The sequence below is a fragment of the Azoarcus indigens genome, assembly GCF_004361735.1.
Taxonomy (GTDB): domain Bacteria; phylum Pseudomonadota; class Gammaproteobacteria; order Burkholderiales; family Rhodocyclaceae; genus Azoarcus; species Azoarcus indigens.
The window spans coordinates 94,774-111,177 of record NZ_SNVV01000012.1 but is presented as its reverse complement, the minus strand read 5'-3'; the positions used below and the strand labels follow the sequence as shown (position 1 = coordinate 111,177).

The 16,404-nt window shown below is 65.2% G+C and carries 14 protein-coding genes; 6 read left to right on the top strand and 8 right to left on the bottom strand.

Going from position 1 to position 16,404, the window contains the following annotated elements; translation table 11 throughout:
- Window positions 1-2 precede the first annotated feature (2 nt).
- Window positions 3-1,175: an O-succinylhomoserine sulfhydrylase gene (locus C7389_RS14760; protein WP_133592796.1), complete on the top strand. Its 1,173-nt coding sequence runs from the start codon at window positions 3-5 to the stop codon at window positions 1,173-1,175.
- Window positions 1,176-1,223: 48 nt separating this feature from the next.
- Here the strand turns inward: C7389_RS14760 and C7389_RS14755 are convergent, their stop codons facing one another.
- Genes C7389_RS14755 through C7389_RS14735 form a run of 5 tightly spaced genes read right to left on the bottom strand, consistent with a single transcriptional unit; the run spans window position 1,224 to window position 5,521 of the window.
- On the bottom strand, window positions 1,224-1,973 hold the full coding sequence (locus C7389_RS14755) for a UDP-2,3-diacylglucosamine diphosphatase (protein WP_133592794.1): 750 nt from the start codon (window positions 1,971-1,973) through the stop codon (window positions 1,224-1,226).
- 35 nt (window positions 1,974-2,008) lie between these two features.
- Window positions 2,009-2,503 carry a peptidylprolyl isomerase gene (locus C7389_RS14750; RefSeq protein ID WP_133592792.1) on the bottom strand — a complete coding sequence of 165 codons (495 nt, stop codon included), beginning with the start codon at window positions 2,501-2,503 and terminating at the stop codon, window positions 2,009-2,011.
- Between the two features lie 53 nt (window positions 2,504-2,556).
- A complete protein-coding gene (locus C7389_RS14745) occupies window positions 2,557-3,153 on the bottom strand; it encodes a peptidylprolyl isomerase (protein WP_133592790.1) in 597 nt (198 codons plus the stop codon).
- A gap of 32 nt (window positions 3,154-3,185) precedes the next feature.
- Window positions 3,186-4,385, bottom strand: coding sequence for a L,D-transpeptidase Cds6 family protein (locus C7389_RS14740; RefSeq protein WP_133592788.1), 1,200 nt, complete (start codon window positions 4,383-4,385; stop codon window positions 3,186-3,188).
- A 2-nt stretch (window positions 4,386-4,387) separates the two neighbouring features.
- On the bottom strand, window positions 4,388-5,521 hold the full coding sequence (locus C7389_RS14735; RefSeq protein ID WP_133592786.1) for a L,D-transpeptidase Cds6 family protein: 1,134 nt from the start codon (window positions 5,519-5,521) through the stop codon (window positions 4,388-4,390).
- 186 nt (window positions 5,522-5,707) lie between these two features.
- Here C7389_RS14735 and cysS point away from each other — a divergent pair, with 186 nt between their 5' ends.
- Window positions 5,708-7,090 (top strand): cysteine--tRNA ligase, encoded by a 1,383-nt coding sequence (gene cysS / locus C7389_RS14730; protein ID WP_133592784.1) that lies wholly within the window; start codon window positions 5,708-5,710, stop codon window positions 7,088-7,090.
- A gap of 152 nt (window positions 7,091-7,242) precedes the next feature.
- Here the strand turns inward: cysS and dnaJ are convergent, their stop codons facing one another.
- The 3 genes from dnaJ to grpE all read right to left on the bottom strand — a co-directional run bounded on the left by dnaJ (window position 7,243) and on the right by grpE (window position 11,055).
- Window positions 7,243-8,367, bottom strand: a complete 1,125-nt coding sequence (gene dnaJ / locus C7389_RS14725) for a molecular chaperone DnaJ (protein ID WP_133592782.1) — start codon at window positions 8,365-8,367, stop codon at window positions 7,243-7,245.
- Window positions 8,368-8,459: 92 nt separating this feature from the next.
- Entirely contained in the window at window positions 8,460-10,388 is a 1,929-nt protein-coding gene (gene dnaK / locus C7389_RS14720; RefSeq protein ID WP_133592780.1) for a molecular chaperone DnaK, read from the bottom strand.
- A gap of 103 nt (window positions 10,389-10,491) precedes the next feature.
- On the bottom strand, window positions 10,492-11,055 hold the full coding sequence (gene grpE, locus C7389_RS14715; RefSeq protein WP_133592778.1) for a nucleotide exchange factor GrpE: 564 nt from the start codon (window positions 11,053-11,055) through the stop codon (window positions 10,492-10,494).
- A 213-nt stretch (window positions 11,056-11,268) separates the two neighbouring features.
- Between grpE and C7389_RS14710 the strand changes: the two genes are divergently transcribed.
- The 4 genes from C7389_RS14710 (at window position 11,269) to pheA (ending at window position 16,387) form a co-directional block, all read left to right on the top strand.
- A complete protein-coding gene (locus C7389_RS14710; protein ID WP_246034775.1) occupies window positions 11,269-11,466 on the top strand; it encodes an oxidoreductase-like domain-containing protein in 198 nt (65 codons plus the stop codon).
- Window positions 11,467-11,580: 114 nt separating this feature from the next.
- Window positions 11,581-14,211, top strand: coding sequence for a DNA gyrase subunit A (gene gyrA, locus C7389_RS14705; RefSeq protein ID WP_133592774.1), 2,631 nt, complete (start codon window positions 11,581-11,583; stop codon window positions 14,209-14,211).
- On the top strand, window positions 14,208-15,305 hold the full coding sequence (gene serC, locus C7389_RS14700; RefSeq protein WP_133592772.1) for a 3-phosphoserine/phosphohydroxythreonine transaminase: 1,098 nt from the start codon (window positions 14,208-14,210) through the stop codon (window positions 15,303-15,305). The genes gyrA and serC overlap by 4 nt, the downstream gene beginning before the upstream one ends.
- Window positions 15,306-15,322: 17 nt before the next feature.
- Window positions 15,323-16,387 (top strand): prephenate dehydratase, encoded by a 1,065-nt coding sequence (gene pheA / locus C7389_RS14695; protein WP_133592769.1) that lies wholly within the window; start codon window positions 15,323-15,325, stop codon window positions 16,385-16,387.
- Window positions 16,388-16,404: the final 17 nt, after the last annotated feature.

Below are 16,404 nucleotides of genomic sequence, written 5' to 3'. Positions count from 1 at the left end.
GCATGGACGATTTCGACTTCGATACCCTGGCGGTGCGTGCCGGTACGGCCCGGAGCCAGTTCAACGAGCACTCCGAGGCGCTGTATCTCACCTCCAGCTTTGTTTTCGAAAGCGCCGCCCAGGCCGCCGCCCGCTTCTCCGGTGAGGAGGAGGGCAATGTATACGCCCGCTTCTCCAACCCGACGGTGAGCGCCATGCAGAGCCGGCTGGCTGCGCTGGAGGGCGCGGAAGGCTGCGTCGCTACCGCGTCTGGCATGTCGGCGGTGTTGTCGCTGGTGATGGCGACGCTGCAGGCTGGCGATCACATCGTCGCGTCGCGTGGCCTCTTCGGTGCCACCCAGCAGTTGCTGGGCACCATCATGGCCAAGTTCGGCATCGAGACCAGCTTTGTGCCGGCGACCGATCTGAACGCTTACCGCGAAGCGGTCAAGTCGCGCACCAAGCTGTTCTTCATCGAAACGCCCTCGAATCCGCTGACCGAAGTGGTGGACATCGCTGCGGTGGCTGCGATTGCCCACGAGGCGGGTGCGGTTCTGGCGGTGGACAACTGCTTCTGCACGCCAGCCCTGCAGCAGCCGTTGGCGCTGGGGGCGGACGTCGTTGTGCATTCCGCGACCAAGTATCTGGATGGTCAGGGGCGGGTGCTGGGCGGCGCGGTGGCGGGCGCGAAGGCGATCACCGAGGAGGTGTTCAAGTTCCTGCGTACGGCCGGTCCGACGCTGTCGCCTTTCAACGCCTGGGTAATCCTGAAGGGTCTGGAAACCTTGCGCATCCGCATGGAGGCGCAGTCAGCCAATGCGCTCGCGCTGGCTGGCTGGCTGGAGGCCCAGCCGGGCGTGGCACGGGTGTTCTATCCTGGCCTGGCTTCGCATCCGCAGCATGAACTGGCGATGCGCCAGCAGAAGTCGGGCGGCGCCATCGTCAGCTTCGAGGTCGAGGGGGGCCGTGAGGCCGCCTGGCGGGTGGTGGATGCCTGCAAGACCTTGTCCATCACCGCCAATCTCGGCGATACCAAGAGCACGATCACCCATCCCGCCTCGACGACGCATGGCCGGATTTCGGCCGAGGCGCGCGCAGCAGCCGGTATCAGCGATGGTCTGCTGCGCATTGCTGTGGGGCTGGAGTCGGTCGGGGATCTGCAGGCGGATCTGAGCAGCGGGCTGCGCGGCCGCTGATTCTCATTCAGCTGCGCTTGGCAAGCGACGGTCTAATGCCGTCGCGGCTCAGACCGGCTTCCACTCCCGGCGGTGCAGACCGCCATTCGAGTATTCCAGATAGCGGGCGCTGTCATGCCAGTCAGGCAGAACCCAGCGCTCGCAATCCTTTCCATCCACCAGGTGATGATGCCGCGCCGGCCGATGGGTATGGCCGTGGATCAGCAGCGGCTCATCATGGGCGCGTAGCAAGTCGACGACTGCGTCCGGATTGACATCCATGATCGCCATCGCCTTTTCCCGCTTGGCCTCTTCGCTGCGCTGACGCAGGCTTTCGATGAAGGCCTTGCGCTCCGCCAGTGGTCGGGCGAGGAATGCACGCTGCCAGTCGGTGTCCTGGACCTGCCGGCGGTAGGCCTGATAGGCGAGGTCGTCCGTGCATAGCGCGTCGCCGTGGCTCAACAGCAGCCGGCGGCCGTCGATGCGGATCTCACAGGGGTCGGGCAGCAGGCGCAGGCCAGCGGCCTGGGCAAAGGCATGGCCTATCAGCACGTCGCGGTTGCCGCGCATGAAGGCGACTTGCGTGCCGGCGTCCGAAAGCGCGCGCAGGGCCACGCAGACGGTGGCGTTCAGCGGTGCAGCGAGGTCGTCGTCGCCGGCCCAGTATTCGAAGAGGTCGCCCAGTATCCAGACGCTGGCCGCCTGGCGCGCAGGCCCGGCCAGGAAGCCGAGGAAGGCGGCGATGGTCCCTGGGTGCTCTTCGGAGAGGTGGAGGTCGGACAGGAAGAGGGCGGGGGCGGCGGCGGGCGCCGCTCCCATGTTGCTTGCGGCCTGTTGCGACGCCTTTTGCACCGTCAGACGATCTCGGCGCGCTCGATGATCACGTCTTCCTTCGGAACGTCCTGATGGAAGCCGCTGGAGCCGGTCTTGACCGCACGGATCTTGTCTACCACGTCCAGGCCCTCACTTACCTTGCCGAACACGCAATAGCCCCAGCCTTGCAGGTCGGGCGAACGGAAGTTGAGGAAGTCGTTGTCGGCTACGTTGATGAAGAACTGGGCGGAGGCGGAGTGCGGTGCCTGGGTGCGGGCCATGGCGATGGTGCCGCGGTCATTCTTCAGGCCGTTGTCGGCTTCGTTCTTGATCGGATCGCGGGTCGGCTTCTGCTTCATGCCGGGCTCGAAGCCACCGCCCTGGATCATGAAGCCGTCGATGACGCGGTGGAACACGGTGTTGTCGTAATGGCCGGCTTCCACGTAGGCGAGGAAGTTCTCGACGGTGACCGGGGCCTTCTCGGCGTCCAGTTCCAGGGTGATGACGCCGTGGTTGGTGTGAAGTTTGACTGCCATGATGGGGCTCCTAATGCGTGAGTTGTTCGGAAAAGGGCGGCGTCCGCCGCTTTTCAGGGTTTGCTTGCCGCTGCAGGGGGCAGGGCGTCGAGGACGCGGGCGCCGCGGATGACGACCGGGGTGGCCGGTACGTTTTGATGCATGCCGAGGTTGCGGGTGGGCACCCGGGTGATGCCGGTGACGACATCCATGCCGCGTACCACCTTGCCAAACACGGCGTAACCCCAGCCGTCGGAGGACGGGTAGTCCAGGAAGCGGTTGGCTGCAACGTTGATGAAGAATTGCGCAGCGGCGGAGTGCGGCGCGGGCGTTCTGGCCATGGCGATGGTGCCGACCTCGTTCTTGAGACCGTTGCGGGCTTCGTTCTCGATCGGCGGCCGGGTGGATTTCTCCCGCATGCTGGCGTCGAAGCCGCCGCCCTGGACCATGAAGCCGGGGATTACGCGGTGGAAGATGGTGCCGGCGTAGTGACCGTCGCGCACATACTGGAGGAAGTTTTCCACCGTCTTTGGCGCCTTGTCCGGGTAGAGCTCAAGGACGATGTTGCCCTGGTCGGTCTCGAGCTCCACGTAGGGATTGGCTGCATGGGCAGCGTCGAATACGGAGAGGAGGGCGATGAGGGAGAGGATGCGGGCAAAAAGGCGTTTCATTGTCGCTCCGGTTCGGTGAGGAGGGCGGGCGCTCAGGCGGCGCCTTCGAAGACAATCTTCCAGCGGGCGCCTTCGCGTTTCCAGTACTGCCGCTTGCGCATCTTGTCGGTGTGCTTGTCGGTGCGGAATTCCTGCTCGAAGGTCACGACGACCATCTCGTCCTTACCCGGGTTGCGGAACATGCTGAGCTTGTCCACCGTGATCTTCGCCGGCCCCCGGTTTGCGGCGACCCGGCGCTTCTGTGCCATCCAGCTGGCGTGATCCAGCTTGTCGCCGCGGAAGTCCTCCGAGTAATGAGAGAGATAGCGCTCGACGTCGTTCCCTTCCCAGTCGCTGCGCCAGGTTTCTATCGCCTGGTTGAGACTGCTGCGTTGCGCCTGCCAGTCGTCCAGCGACAGCCATTCGATTTCGTTGCTGATGATGACGGGGGTGAGGCCGGGCTCGATGTAGTTGGCCAGGGTGGAGAGATCCTGGTTGGCCAGCACCACGCAGCCTTCCGAGGCCTTGGGCGGCCGGGCGTAGGTGTCGCTGGGCGTGCCGTGCAGCCAGATGCCGTGGCCGGTGCGGCCCAGGCGTTTGTCCCAGTCATTCGGGTAATTGATCGGGAAGGCGCCGCTGCCGTAGAAATCCGGTAGCCGCGCGGGCGAGATGAAGGAGGTGACGTGGTAGACGCCCAGCGGCGTGCGGTTGTCGCCTTCCTTGACCTTCTCCGCGCCAGCCTTGCCGTGGCTGGCGTAGAAGTCGGCGACAAAGCGCGGCTTGCCGTTGTCGTTGCGATAGACGTAGAGCCGGGCGCGCTTGGTGTCGACCACGACCGCATAGCGCTGGTCGCGCTCCATCTGCAGCAGATAGCGCGGGACGTAATCCTGGCGCGGGCGCTCCTGGTAGGCACGCAGGCGGGCGGCAGCTTCCTCGCGCAGGCCTTCGAGCTGCGGGTCGGCGCCGTCGGCATTGCCGAAGGCGGAGAGCGGCCGGGCGCGGGCGAGCAGTAGGTCACCCTTGATCAGATGCGCCAGGCGGAAGTTGGGATAGGCCTGGAGCAGGGCTTCCGTGCGGTCGAAGGCGGCGTCCAGGCGGTTGGTCTCGATCTCATCGAAGATGACCTGGAGCGCGGCTTCAGGACCGGCGTCCGAGATCCTGCGGTCAGACGGGGCGGCGTGGCTGGCTGGCACCAGCAGGCTTGCCATCAGCAAGGCGGCGAGCAGGGAAGGGCGCAGGGTGCAGGCTCTCATGGTCAGTTCCCAACGCTTTCGCGCAGGATGCGCCACTGTTCGCCCCGGCGGACGAACTCCAATGTCTTGTTGGTGGAGCCGTTGAAGCCGCTGGAGCGGTAATGCTGGCGGAAGCGCAGCGTGGCGCGGTCACCGTTCAGGCTGATGCGCGCATTCTCGATTTCCACCGAGATCGCCCCCGGGCGGGCGATACGCTGCTCGCGCTCGCGTTCCCATTCCTGGCGCGGCCGGTTGTTCGGCACTTGGAAGTCGCGGTCGTAGTGGCTCAGATAGCCCTTCACGTCCTGGGTGGACCAGGCTTTGGCCCAAGCTTCCGCGGCTTTCAATACGGCGGCCTCCTGCTGCTTGGTCGGGTTTGCCGCCGGCGTGGCGGGTGGCTCCGCCGGCTTGGGCGGTGCCGGGCGTTCAGGCGCTGGCTGCGACGGCTGGGGGGCGGCAGGGCGGGGCGTTTCGACGGTAGGTGTTTTCGGCGGAGCGGGAGGCACTGAAGGCGCCGGAGCCGGTTTCGGTTCCACCTTGACCTCCGGTGCAGGCTTCTCCGCCGCCACCTTCTCGGGCGGCTTCTCGGCCACTACGGGCGCGGGCGGAGCGGCGGCCAGTTGCTGCAGCGGTGCGGAAGCAGCCGGCGTCATCTCCGCCAGCAGCGCAAGCCGGGTGGATTGGTCCGCGCTCTTGGTGCTGTCCATCTGCAGCGCCTTGCCATAAGCCTGAGTGGCGAGCTGGGCATAGAGGTCTCCCAGATTCTGGTGCGCAGTGGCGTAGCTGGGATGCGTGCGCAATGCCCGTTCCAGTGTCGTCCGCGCCTTGTCGTACTCCTTTTGCTGCGCATAGAGCACGGCGAGGTTGTTGTACGGCTCGGGCAGGGCGGGAAAGTCCTGGGTCAGCTGCTGGAAGACGGCGATGGCCTCCTCACGCTTGCCCAGTTCGGCCAGCGCGACACCCTTCAGGAAGCGCGGCTGGGGATCGCGAGGGCTGGCGGCGATCAGCTTGTCCGCCCGGGAAAGGGCTTCGGCGGGCTTGCCTGCACGAATGAGGGATTGCATCTCCTTGACGCCGTCGGCTGCCTGGACAGGCGCCATACCGACGAGCAAGGCCACGCTCAACGCGCCCGAGGCGAGGGAGGGGCGGATTCTCATTGTGCTATACTGCTTTGATATTCAGAGAATATGCGGAGAACGGAACGGGGCATTTTATCAATACCCCTACACTCCCACAATCAAGAGCCTTCCTCGCGGGGGCTGGAGCAGGGCGGGTCCGGTCGGGCCCGCTTTTTTTCGCGGGTTTCATCCGCCTTGTTGTCCTTATCTGTTTGGTCCGACGGCATGCTTTCGATCTACAACACCCTCTCTCGCAGCAAGGAAGTTTTCCAACCCATCGAGCCCGGCAAGGTGCGGATGTACGTCTGCGGGATGACTGTGTACGACTACTGCCATCTGGGCCATGCCCGGGTGATGGTCGCTTTCGACATGGTGGCGCGCTGGCTGCGCGCCAGCAACTACGCGGTGACCTATGTGCGCAACATCACCGACATCGACGACAAGATCATCCGCCGTGCGGGTGAAAAGGGCGAGAGTCTGCGCGCGTTGACGGACCGTTTCATTGCCGCGATGCATGAAGATGCCGACGCCCTCGGCGTGCTGCGGCCGGATCACGAGCCCCGGGCCACCGACTACATCGCCAGCATGACCACGCTGATCGAGCGTCTGCAGCAGAAGGGCCTGGCCTATGTGGCGGCGAACCAGGACGTCTGCTACGCGGTGCGCAAGTTCCCCGGCTACGGCAAGCTTTCCGGCAAGTCGCTTGATGAACTGCGCGCCGGAGAGCGGGTGGATGTGGCGGGCGACAAGCACGATCCGCTGGACTTCGTGCTGTGGAAGCATGCCAAGGCGGAGGAGCCGGTGGACGCCAAGTGGGCCTCGCCCTGGGGCGAGGGGCGGCCGGGCTGGCATATTGAGTGCTCGGCGATGAGCTCCGATCTGCTGGGCGAGCATTTCGACATCCACGGCGGCGGGCAGGATCTGCAGTTCCCCCACCATGAGAACGAGATCGCCCAATCCGAAGGCGCGCATGATCACGCCTTCGTCAATTACTGGATGCACAACGGTTTCGTGCGGGTGGACGACGAGAAAATGTCGAAGTCGCTCGGCAACTTCTTCACCATCCGCGACGTGTTGAAGAAGTACGACGCCGAGGTGGTCCGCTTTTTCATCCTGCGCGCCCATTACCGCAGCCCGCTGAACTACTCCGACGCTCACCTGGAGGATGCTCGCAGCGCGCTGACACGTCTCTATACTGCCTTGAAGAATGCGCAGGCGGCTGATGTGGCGGTGGACTGGGAGGAGGCCCACGCCCAGCGTTTCCGCGCCGCGATGGACGACGACTTCAATACCGCCGAGGCGGTCGCGGTGTTGTTCGATCTCGCCAACGAGGTGAATCGCGGTGGCTCCCCGGTGCTGGCCGGGCAATTGCGTGCGCTGGGCGCCGTGCTGGGATTGCTGGAGCGCGAGCCGCTCGCCTTCCTGCAAGCGGAGGTCGGGGAGGCGGATGGCATGGATGCTGCAGCCATCGAGAAGGCGATTGCCGAGCGGGTGGCGGCCAAGAAGGCGAAGGACTATGCCGCCGCGGACCGCATCCGCGCCGAACTCCTGGCTGCAGGCGTGATATTGGAGGATTCGGCCGCCGGGACGACCTGGCGGAGGGCCTGAGCGCCGCTGTTGGCGACGGCGCTCCAGGGGCTTTCGCGCCTACGGGCATTGATGGGGCAGGGCAGTCAATCTGCGCCCGGCATGGCAGGCAGAGATGAAAAAAGGGGAGGCAGTTCGCCTCCCCTTTTTCGCGCCCTGCAGCTGTCCGGCGTTCAGGTGGCGAAGAAGTCGCGCACCTTGTCCATCCAGGACTTCGCCTTGGGGTTGTGACGTTCGGCGTCGCCGCTGGAAACGTCCTCGAATTCCCGCAGCAGTTCCTTCTGGCGGTCGGTGAGGTTTACCGGGGTTTCCACCACCACATGGCACATCAGGTCGCCAGGCGCCTGGCTGCGCACATTGCGGATGCCCTTGCCGCGCAGGCGGAAGACCTTGCCGCTCTGGGTCTCGGCCGGGATCTTCAGGCGAGCCATGCCGTCCAGCGTGGGAATCTCGATCTCGCCGCCCAGGGCCGCGGTGGTGAAGCTGATCGGCATCTCGCAATGCAGGTCGTCGCGGTCGCGCTGGAAAACCGCATGCTGGCGGATGTGGATCTCGACGTAGAGGTCGCCCGGAGGGCCGCCGTTCACGCCGGGTTCGCCGTGGCCGGCGTGGCGCAGGCGCATGCCTTCGTCGATGCCGGCGGGAATCTTCACTTCCAGCGTCTTCTGCTTCTTCACCCGGCCGGCGCCGTTACAGTCGCGGCAGGGGTCGGGAATGATACGGCCGCTGCCGTGGCACTTCGGGCAGGTCTGCTGGATGGAGAAGAAGCCCTGCTGGATGCGCACCTGGCCGGCCCCGCCGCACGTGGGGCAGCTCTTGGCCTGGGTGCCCGGCTTGGCGCCGCTGCCATGGCAGGTCTCGCATTCCTCCACGGTGGGGATGCGGATGGTCTTCTCCGCGCCCCGCGCCGCTTCCTCCAGGGTGATCTCGAGGTTGTAGCGCAGGTCGGCGCCGCGATACACATTGGAGCGGCCACGTCCGCCGCTGCCTCCGCCGCCGAAGATGTCGCCGAAGATGTCGGAAAAAGCGTCGGCGAAACCGTCGAAGCCCTGCTGGCCGCCGCCCATGGAGGGATCGACGCCGGCATGGCCGTAGCGGTCGTAGGCGGCTTTCTTCTGGGGGTCGGAAAGCATCTCGTAGGCCTCCTTGGCCTCCTTGAATTTTTCCTCGGCTTCCTTGTTGTCCGGATTGCGGTCCGGGTGGAACTTCATGGCCAGCTTGCGGTAGGCCTTCTTGATCTCGTCGTCGCCGGCATCGCGATTGACGCCGAGGACTTCGTAGTAATCCCTTTTCGACATGGTTTCTCGCTCAGGCTACGTCATGCAAAGGCCGAGCGAGCACCGGAGAGGCTCCGGCGCAAGCTCGGCCAGGGGTACTGCCCGGCGGGGCCTTATTTCTTGTCCTTCACCTCGGTGAACTCCGCGTCCACCACGTCGGCGTCGTCAGCCTTGCTGCTGGCACCACCAGCCGCCGCGCCCGGCTGGGCGCCACCTTCCGCCTGAGCCTGGGCATACATCTGCTCGCCCAGCTTCTGGCTGGCCATGGCCAGCGCCTGGCTCTTGGCTTCGATGGTGTCCTTGTCGTTGCTCTTCAGCGCTTCTTCGGCCTCGGCCAGGGCGGTCTCGATCTTGGCCTTCTCGTCGGCCGCAACCTTGTCACCGTGTTCGGCCAGCGCCTTCTTCACCGAGTGCACCAGCGCGTCGCACTGGTTTCGGGTATCCACCAGCTCGTGCGCCTTCTTGTCTTCCTCGGCATGCGCGGCGGCGTCCTGCACCATGCGCTGGATCTCGTCCTCGGACAAGCCGGAGTTGGCCTTGATCGTGATCTTGTTCTCCTTGCCGGTGGCCTTGTCCTTGGCCGAGACGTGCAGGATGCCGTTGGCGTCGATGTCGAAGATGACTTCGATCTGCGGCGTGCCACGCGGCGCCGGCGGGATACCTTCTAGGTTGAACTGGCCCAGGCTCTTGTTGCCGGAGGCCATCTCGCGCTCGCCCTGCAGCACATGGATGGTCACCGCGCTCTGGTTGTCGTCGGCGGTGGAGAACACCTGGCTGGCCTTGGTCGGCACGGTGGTGTTCTTCTGGATCAGCTTGGTCATGACGCCGCCCAGGGTTTCGATGCCCAGCGACAGCGGGGTCACGTCCAGCAGCAGCACGTCCTTCACCTCGCCCTGCAGCACGCCGCCCTGGATGGAGGCGCCTACGGCCACGGCTTCGTCCGGGTTCACGTCGCGGCGCGGATCCTTGCCGAAGAACTCCTTCACCTTCTCCATCACCTTGGGCATGCGGGTCTGGCCGCCGACCAGAATGACGTCGTCGATGTCCGAGACCTTCACGCCGGCGTCCTTCAGCGCGACGCGGCAGGGCTCGATGGAGCGTTCGATCAGGTCTTCCACCAGGGATTCGAACTTGGCGCGGGTGATCTTCAGCGCCAGGTGCTTCGGGCCGGTGGCGTCAGCGGTGATGTAGGGCAGGTTGATCTCGGTCTGGGCGCTGGAGGACAGCTCGATCTTGGCCTTTTCGGCCGCTTCCTTCAGGCGCTGCAGCGCGAGCACGTCCTTCTTCAGGTCCACCCCCTGTTCCTTCTGGAACTCGGTGACGATGTAATCGATGATGCGCTGGTCGAAGTCCTCGCCGCCGAGGAAGGTGTCGCCGTTGGTGGCCAGCACTTCGAACTGGTGCTCGCCGTCGAGGTCGGCGATCTCGATGATGGAGATGTCGAAGGTGCCGCCGCCCAGGTCATACACCGCGATCTTGGAGTCGCCCGGCTTCTTGTCCATGCCGAAGGCGAGCGCGGCTGCGGTCGGCTCGTTGATGATGCGCTTCACTTCCAGGCCGGCAATGCGGCCGGCGTCCTTGGTGGCCTGGCGCTGGCTGTCGTTGAAGTAGGCGGGCACGGTGATGACCGCCTCGGTCACTTCCTCGCCGAGGTAGTCTTCGGCGGTCTTCTTCATCTTGCGCAGCACTTCGGCCGAAACCTGCGGCGGGGCGATCTTCTTGCCGCGCACTTCCACCCAGGCATCGCCGTTGTCGGCCTTGACGATGCTGTAGGGCATCAGGTCGATGTCCTTCTGCACCTCTTTCTCTTCGAAGCGGCGGCCGATCAGGCGCTTGACCGCGAACAGGGTGTTCTTGGCGTTGGTGACCGCTTGGCGCTTGGCCGGCGCGCCGGTCAGGATCTCGCCGTCTTCGGCGTAGGCGACGACGGACGGCGTGGTGCGTGCGCCTTCGGAGTTCTCGATGACCTTGGGTTTGCCGCCTTCCATCACGGAAACGCAGCTGTTGGTGGTGCCGAGGTCGATGCCGATGATCTTGCCCATGATTGTTTTCCTTTCAGATTTCCGGATTCATTGAGGATCGGCCTGTGCCGTCCGACTTGATTCGAATATGGGGTGCCGACGGGCGCTTTCAAGCCGCCGTCGTTCAGCCCTTTGCCTTGGAAACGACCACCAGGGCCGGGCGGATCACGCGCTCATGCAGCAGATAACCCTTCTGCAGCACGTTGATGACGGTGTTGGGCTCGCCCTCGGCCTCGATCGCGCTGATGGCCTGGTGCTTGTTGGGGTCGAACTTCTGGCCCAGCGGGTTTTCCTCGCTGAGGCCAGCGCCTTCGAAGGCGGAAACCAGCTGCTTGAGGGTGAGTTCGACACCTTCGCGCATCTTCTCGACGGTCTGGTTCTCCACCGCCAGCGCGGCTTCCAGGCTGTCCTTCACCGGCACCATGGCGCCAGCGAACTTCTCGGCGGCGAATTTGGAGGCCTTGGCGATGTCTTCCTGGGCCCGGCGGCGGATGTTCTCGCCTTCGGCCTTGGCGCGCAGCCAGGCATCGTAATGCTCGGCCGCCTTCAGCTCCGCCTGGCGCAGACTTTCTTCCAGGCTGGGCATGACTTCCGCCTGATTCGTTTCCTCGCTGGCAGGAGCCTCGACGGGCGCCGCCTGTTGCTCGAGTTCCGCTGTCGCCTTGGGGGTCTGATTCGGATCCTGCATGTCTGCTCCCTAATTTACGTCTTCAACGGGCGGGTACGTGGGGGCGCGAAAAGTGTTTTCAAGAGCTTGATGGGAACTTTTTTCGTCGTGCTAGATTTGCGGCTCTTCCTTCCTGCAGCAGACTCCGCCTCTTCTACCGCGATGCCATCTTCATCCCCCCGCGCGCTGGTTCCCGATGTCCTGGGGCCGCCAGCCGGATTACTTGTTTGGCCTTTGCGCACTCTGGCCGAAGCCGAGGCGCTGGTGGCGGCCGTGCAGTCCGCCCTCGAGGGGAGTGCCCTGTCCCTGCGGCCGCCGCCGCCGGTGCCGACGACATGCTGCGGTCGTGGCTGTAATGGCTGCGTGTGGGAGGGCTATTACCGCGCCCTGCAGTTCTGGCGCGAGGACGCGGTGGCGCTGCTGTCGGGCTGAGGAGGTCGTTGAACGGTCCCGAGGCCTGGCTCTGGCGGGCCGGCCGGTCGGCAGGTGACGCCGCGTGTTAAGATCGCACGCTTTTGGTTCACGCGGGTTCCACCGCCTTCGAGCATGACACAGTTCGCCAAGGAAACGCTGCCGATCAGCCTCGAGGAAGAGATGCGTCACTCCTACCTGGATTACGCGATGAGCGTGATCGTGGGGCGGGCGCTTCCCGATGCCCGGGATGGCCTCAAGCCAGTACATCGACGCGTTCTCTACGCGATGCACGAGCTGTCCAACGACTGGAACCGGGCCTACAAGAAGTCGGCCCGTATCGTCGGCGACGTCATCGGTAAATATCACCCGCACGGCGATTCCGCGGTCTACGACACCATAGTCCGTATGGCGCAGGATTTCTCCCTGCGCTACATGCTGGTCGATGGTCAGGGCAATTTCGGCTCGGTTGATGGCGACAACGCCGCGGCGATGCGTTACACCGAAATCCGCATGGCCCGCATCGGCCATGAGCTGCTGGCGGACATCGACAAGGAAACCGTCGATTTCGGCCCGAACTACGACGGTTCCGAGAAAGAGCCGCTGATCCTGCCGGCCCGCATCCCCAACCTGCTGATCAACGGCTCGTCCGGCATCGCGGTGGGCATGGCGACCAACATTCCGCCGCACAACCTGGGCGAAGTGGTGGACGCCTGCCTGAGGCTGTTGGCCGAGCCGGAAACCGACATCGAAGCGCTGATCCAGATCGTCAAGGCGCCGGACTTCCCCACTGCCGGCCTGATCTACGGCTTGCACGGGGTGCACGAGGGTTATCGCACCGGTCGCGGCCGGGTGGTGATGCGCGCCCGCACCCATTTCGAGGACATCGGCAAGAACAGCGACCGCCAGGCGATCATCGTCGACGAGCTGCCCTACCAGGTGAACAAGCGCACCCTGCTGGAGCGTATCGCCGAGCTGGTGAATGAGAAGAAGGTGGAGGGCATCAGCGAGATCCGCGACGAGTCGGACAAGTCCGGCATGCGCGTGGTGATCGAGCTCAAGCGCAACGAGATGCCAGAGGTGGTGCTGAACAACCTGTTCAAGCACACCCAGCTGCAGGACACCTTCGGCATGAACATGGTGGCGCTGGTAGATGGCAAGCCGCGCCTGCTGAACCTCAAGCAGATGCTGGTGTGTTTCCTGGAGCACCGCCGGGAGGTCGTCACCCGTCGCACCATCTTCGAACTGCGCAAGGCGCGCGACCGCGGCCATATCCTGGAAGGCCTGGCGGTGGCGCTGTCCAACGTGGACGAGATCATCGCCCTGATCAAGGCGGCGCCGACGCCGGCCGACGCCAAGCGCGGGCTGATGGAGCGCACATGGCGCTCGCCGCTGGTGGAAGAGATGCTGGCCCGCGGCCTGGCCGACAGCTACCGGCCGGAGGGGCTGGACCCGGTGTTCGGCCTCTCCGCCCAGGGCTACCGCCTGTCCGACGTACAGGCCCAGGCCATCCTGGAACTGCGCCTGCAGCGCCTGACCGGGCTGGAGCAGGACAAGATCGTTGCCGAGTACCGCGAGGTGATGGACATCATCACCGACCTGCTGGACATCCTGGCGCGGCCGGAGCGCATCACCGCGATCATCGTCGAGGAGCTGGAAGCCATCCGCACCCAGTTTGGCGATCCGCGCCGCTCCGAATTGGTGATGAGCACCTCCGAGATCAACATCGAGGATCTCATCACGCCGGAAGACATGGTGGTCACGCTGTCCCACACCGGCTACTTCAAGCGCCAGCCGCTGGCCGACTACCGCGCCCAGCGCCGCGGCGGCCGCGGCAAGCAGGCAACCTCGATGAAGGATGAGGATTTCATCGACCACCTCTTCGTCGCCAACACCCACGATACCGTGCTGTGCTTCTCCAGCCGCGGTCGCGCCTACTGGCTGAAGGTATACGAGGTGCCGGAAGGCGCCCGCAACTCCCGCGGCAAGCCCATCGTCAACCTGTTCCCGCTGGTTGATGGGGAAAAGATCACCGCGGTGCTGCCGGTGCAGGCCTTCGACGAGGAGCACTTCGTCTTCATGGCCACCTCCGAAGGCACGGTGAAGAAGACCGCGCTGACCGCCTTCGCCAACCCGCGCAAGGCCGGCATCATCGCGGTGGACCTGGACGACGGCGACCACCTGATCGGCGTCGCCATCACCGATGGCCAGTGCGACGTGATGCTGTTTTCCGACGCCGGCAAGGCGGTGCGCTTTGCCGAGAGCGACGTGCGGCCGATGGGTCGCGGTGCGCGCGGCGTACGCGGCATGACGCTGGAGGACGGCCAGAAGGTCATCGCCATGCTGGTCGCCAAGGGCGAAACCCAGTCTGTGCTCACCGCCACCGAGAACGGTTACGGCAAGCGCACGCCCGTGGCCGAGTACACCCGCCACGGCCGTGGCACCAAGGGCATGATCGCCATCCAGACCTCCGACCGTAACGGTCGCCTGGTCGGCGCGGTGCTGGTGGACCCGACCGACGAAGTCATGTTGATCTCTACCGGTGCGGTGCTGATCCGCACCAAGGTGCAGGACATCCGCGAACTCGGCCGCGCTACCCAGGGCGTGACGCTGATCAATCTGGACGAAGGCACTTACCTCGCCGGCATCGAGAAGGTCGCGGAGTCCGAGGCCGATGAGCTGGAAGACGGCGAACTTGGCGGCGAAGAAGGCGAAGGCCAGGAGGGCGCGGCGCCCGAGGCTGGCGACGAAGGGAGCGAAGCATGAGCCGCGTGTGGAATTTCAGCGCTGGACCGGCCGCACTGCCGGAAGAAGTGCTGCGCCAGGCTGCCGAGGAAATGCTGGACTGGCATGGCGCCGGCATGGGCGTCATGGAGATGAGTCACCGCGGCAAGGAGTTCGTCTCCATCGCCGAGGCTGCCGAGGCCGATCTGCGCGAGCTGATGGCGGTGCCGGACAACTACAAGGTGCTGTTCATGCAGGGGGGGGCGATCGGCGAGAACGCCATCATTCCGCTCAACCTGATGGGCAGCAAGGGTAGGGCGGACTATGTGCTGACCGGCTCCTGGTCGGTGAAGTCGCGCAAGGAGGCCCTGCGTTACGGTGACGTGCACGTGGCCGCCACCTCCGAAGCCAGCGGCTACACCACCGTGCCGCCGATGGAAAGCTGGCAGCTGTCGCCCGATCCGGCCTATCTCTTCACCTGCACCAACGAGACCATAGGCGGGCTGGAATACCCCTTCGAGGTGGATCTCGCCCGCATCGGCCGTGCGGAAGTGCCCGTGGTGGCGGATGTCTCGTCCCACATCCTGTCGCGGCCGGTGGACGTCTCCAAGTACGGCCTGCTGTTCGGCGGCGCGCAGAAGAACATCGGCCCGGCCGGCCTCACCATCGTCGTCGTGCGTGACGACCTGCTGGGCCAGGCGGCACCCCATTGCCCCAGCGCCTTCGACTACAAGACGGTGGCCGAGGCCGGCTCGATGTACAACACGCCGCCGACCTACGCCATCTACATCGCTGGCCTGGTGTTCCAGTGGCTCAAACGCCAGGGCGGCGTCGCCGGCATCGAGCGGCGCAACATCGCCAAGGCGGAGCTGCTGTACGGCTTCCTGGATGGCTGCGAGTTCTACGAAACCCGAGTGGACGCCAGCTGCCGCTCGCGCATGAACGTGACCTTCTTCCTGCGCGACGAATCGCTCAACGATGCTTTCCTGGCCGCGGCCAAGGAAGCCGGGCTGGCCCAGCTCAAGGGCCACAAGTCGGTTGGCGGCATGCGCGCCTCCATCTACAACGCCATGCCGCTGGAAGGTGTGCAGGCGCTGGTGGATTTCATGCGCGACTTCGCCGCGCGCAAGGGCTGAGGGCGAGAGGGGGCGGCATGAGCGACGAACTGCTGAATCTGCGCAAGCGCATCGACCAGCTGGATGGCGAGATTCTGGCTCGCCTGTCGGAGCGCGCCAGATGCGCGCAACGCATCGGCGAGGTCAAGCAAGGCAACCTTTACCGGCCTGAGCGGGAAGCGCAGGTGCTGCGCCGGCTGGGCGACGCCAACCCCGGCCCGCTGCCGGACAAGGCGGTGCAGAAGATCTTCCGCGAAATCATGTCCGCCTGCCTGGGGCTGGAGAAGCCGCTGCGGGTGGCTTATCTCGGCCCCGCCGGCACCTTCTCGGAGAGTGCCAGCCGCAAGCACTTCGGCAGTGCGCCGGACTTCCTGCCGCTGGCCTCGATCGAGGACGTGTTCCGCGCGGTCGAGGCCGGTCACGCCGATTATGCGGTGGTGCCGGTGGAGAACTCCACAGAGGGGGCGGTGAATGTCACCCTGGATCTGCTGCTGGCGAATCCGCTGAAGATCTGCGGCGAACTCAAGCTGCGCATCCACCAGCACCTGCTGTCGCGCGCGGCTGATCTGGGGGCGGTGAAGCGCCTGTACTCCCATTCCCAGTCGCTGGCGCAGTGCCACGAATGGCTCAACCGCAACCTCGGTGGCGTGCTGAGGGTGCCGGTGGCGAGCAATGCCGAGGCGGCCCGCCTGGCTTCTGAGGACCCCGAGTCCTGCGCCGTTGCCGGCGAGGCGGCGGGCGAGTTGTATGGCTTGAACAAGCTGGCGGCCAACATCGAGGATGCGCCGGACAACACCACCCGTTTCCTGGTGATCGCCACCCATGATGCAGGCCCCTCCGGAGAGGACAAGACCTCCTTCGTCTTCTCCGCCCGCAATCGTCCCGGTGCCATGCACACTTTGCTGGAGCCGCTGGCCCGGCATGGGGTGGACATGACCAAGCTGGAGTCCCGGCCGGCCGGCGGTGGCTTGTGGGAATACGTGTTCTACGCTGATGTGAAGGGACACCGCGAGGAGCCGGCGGTGGCCGCCGCCCTGAATGAACTGGACGAGCGCGCGGCCTTCGTGAAGGTGTTGGGCTCCTACCCCGTCGCCGCGATCTGAACCCCGAGGACAGGAGT

Coding starts and splice junctions, on each gene's coding strand:
- cysS (WP_133592784.1), top strand. CDS start 5,708: ATGCTTTCGATCTACAACACCCTCTCTCGCAGCAAGGAAGTTTTCCAA.
- serC (WP_133592772.1), top strand. CDS start 14,208: ATGAGCCGCGTGTGGAATTTCAGCGCTGGACCGGCCGCACTGCCGGAA.
- C7389_RS14760 (WP_133592796.1), top strand. CDS start 3: ATGGACGATTTCGACTTCGATACCCTGGCGGTGCGTGCCGGTACGGCC.
- C7389_RS14750 (WP_133592792.1), bottom strand. CDS start 2,503: ATGGCAGTCAAACTTCACACCAACCACGGCGTCATCACCCTGGAACTG.
- grpE (WP_133592778.1), bottom strand. CDS start 11,055: ATGCAGGATCCGAATCAGACCCCCAAGGCGACAGCGGAACTCGAGCAA.
- gyrA (WP_133592774.1), top strand. CDS start 11,581: ATGACACAGTTCGCCAAGGAAACGCTGCCGATCAGCCTCGAGGAAGAG.
- C7389_RS14745 (WP_133592790.1), bottom strand. CDS start 3,153: ATGAAACGCCTTTTTGCCCGCATCCTCTCCCTCATCGCCCTCCTCTCC.
- pheA (WP_133592769.1), top strand. CDS start 15,323: ATGAGCGACGAACTGCTGAATCTGCGCAAGCGCATCGACCAGCTGGAT.
- C7389_RS14735 (WP_133592786.1), bottom strand. CDS start 5,521: ATGAGAATCCGCCCCTCCCTCGCCTCGGGCGCGTTGAGCGTGGCCTTG.
- C7389_RS14755 (WP_133592794.1), bottom strand. CDS start 1,973: ATGGGAGCGGCGCCCGCCGCCGCCCCCGCCCTCTTCCTGTCCGACCTC.
- dnaJ (WP_133592782.1), bottom strand. CDS start 8,367: ATGTCGAAAAGGGATTACTACGAAGTCCTCGGCGTCAATCGCGATGCC.
- C7389_RS14740 (WP_133592788.1), bottom strand. CDS start 4,385: ATGAGAGCCTGCACCCTGCGCCCTTCCCTGCTCGCCGCCTTGCTGATG.
- dnaK (WP_133592780.1), bottom strand. CDS start 10,388: ATGGGCAAGATCATCGGCATCGACCTCGGCACCACCAACAGCTGCGTT.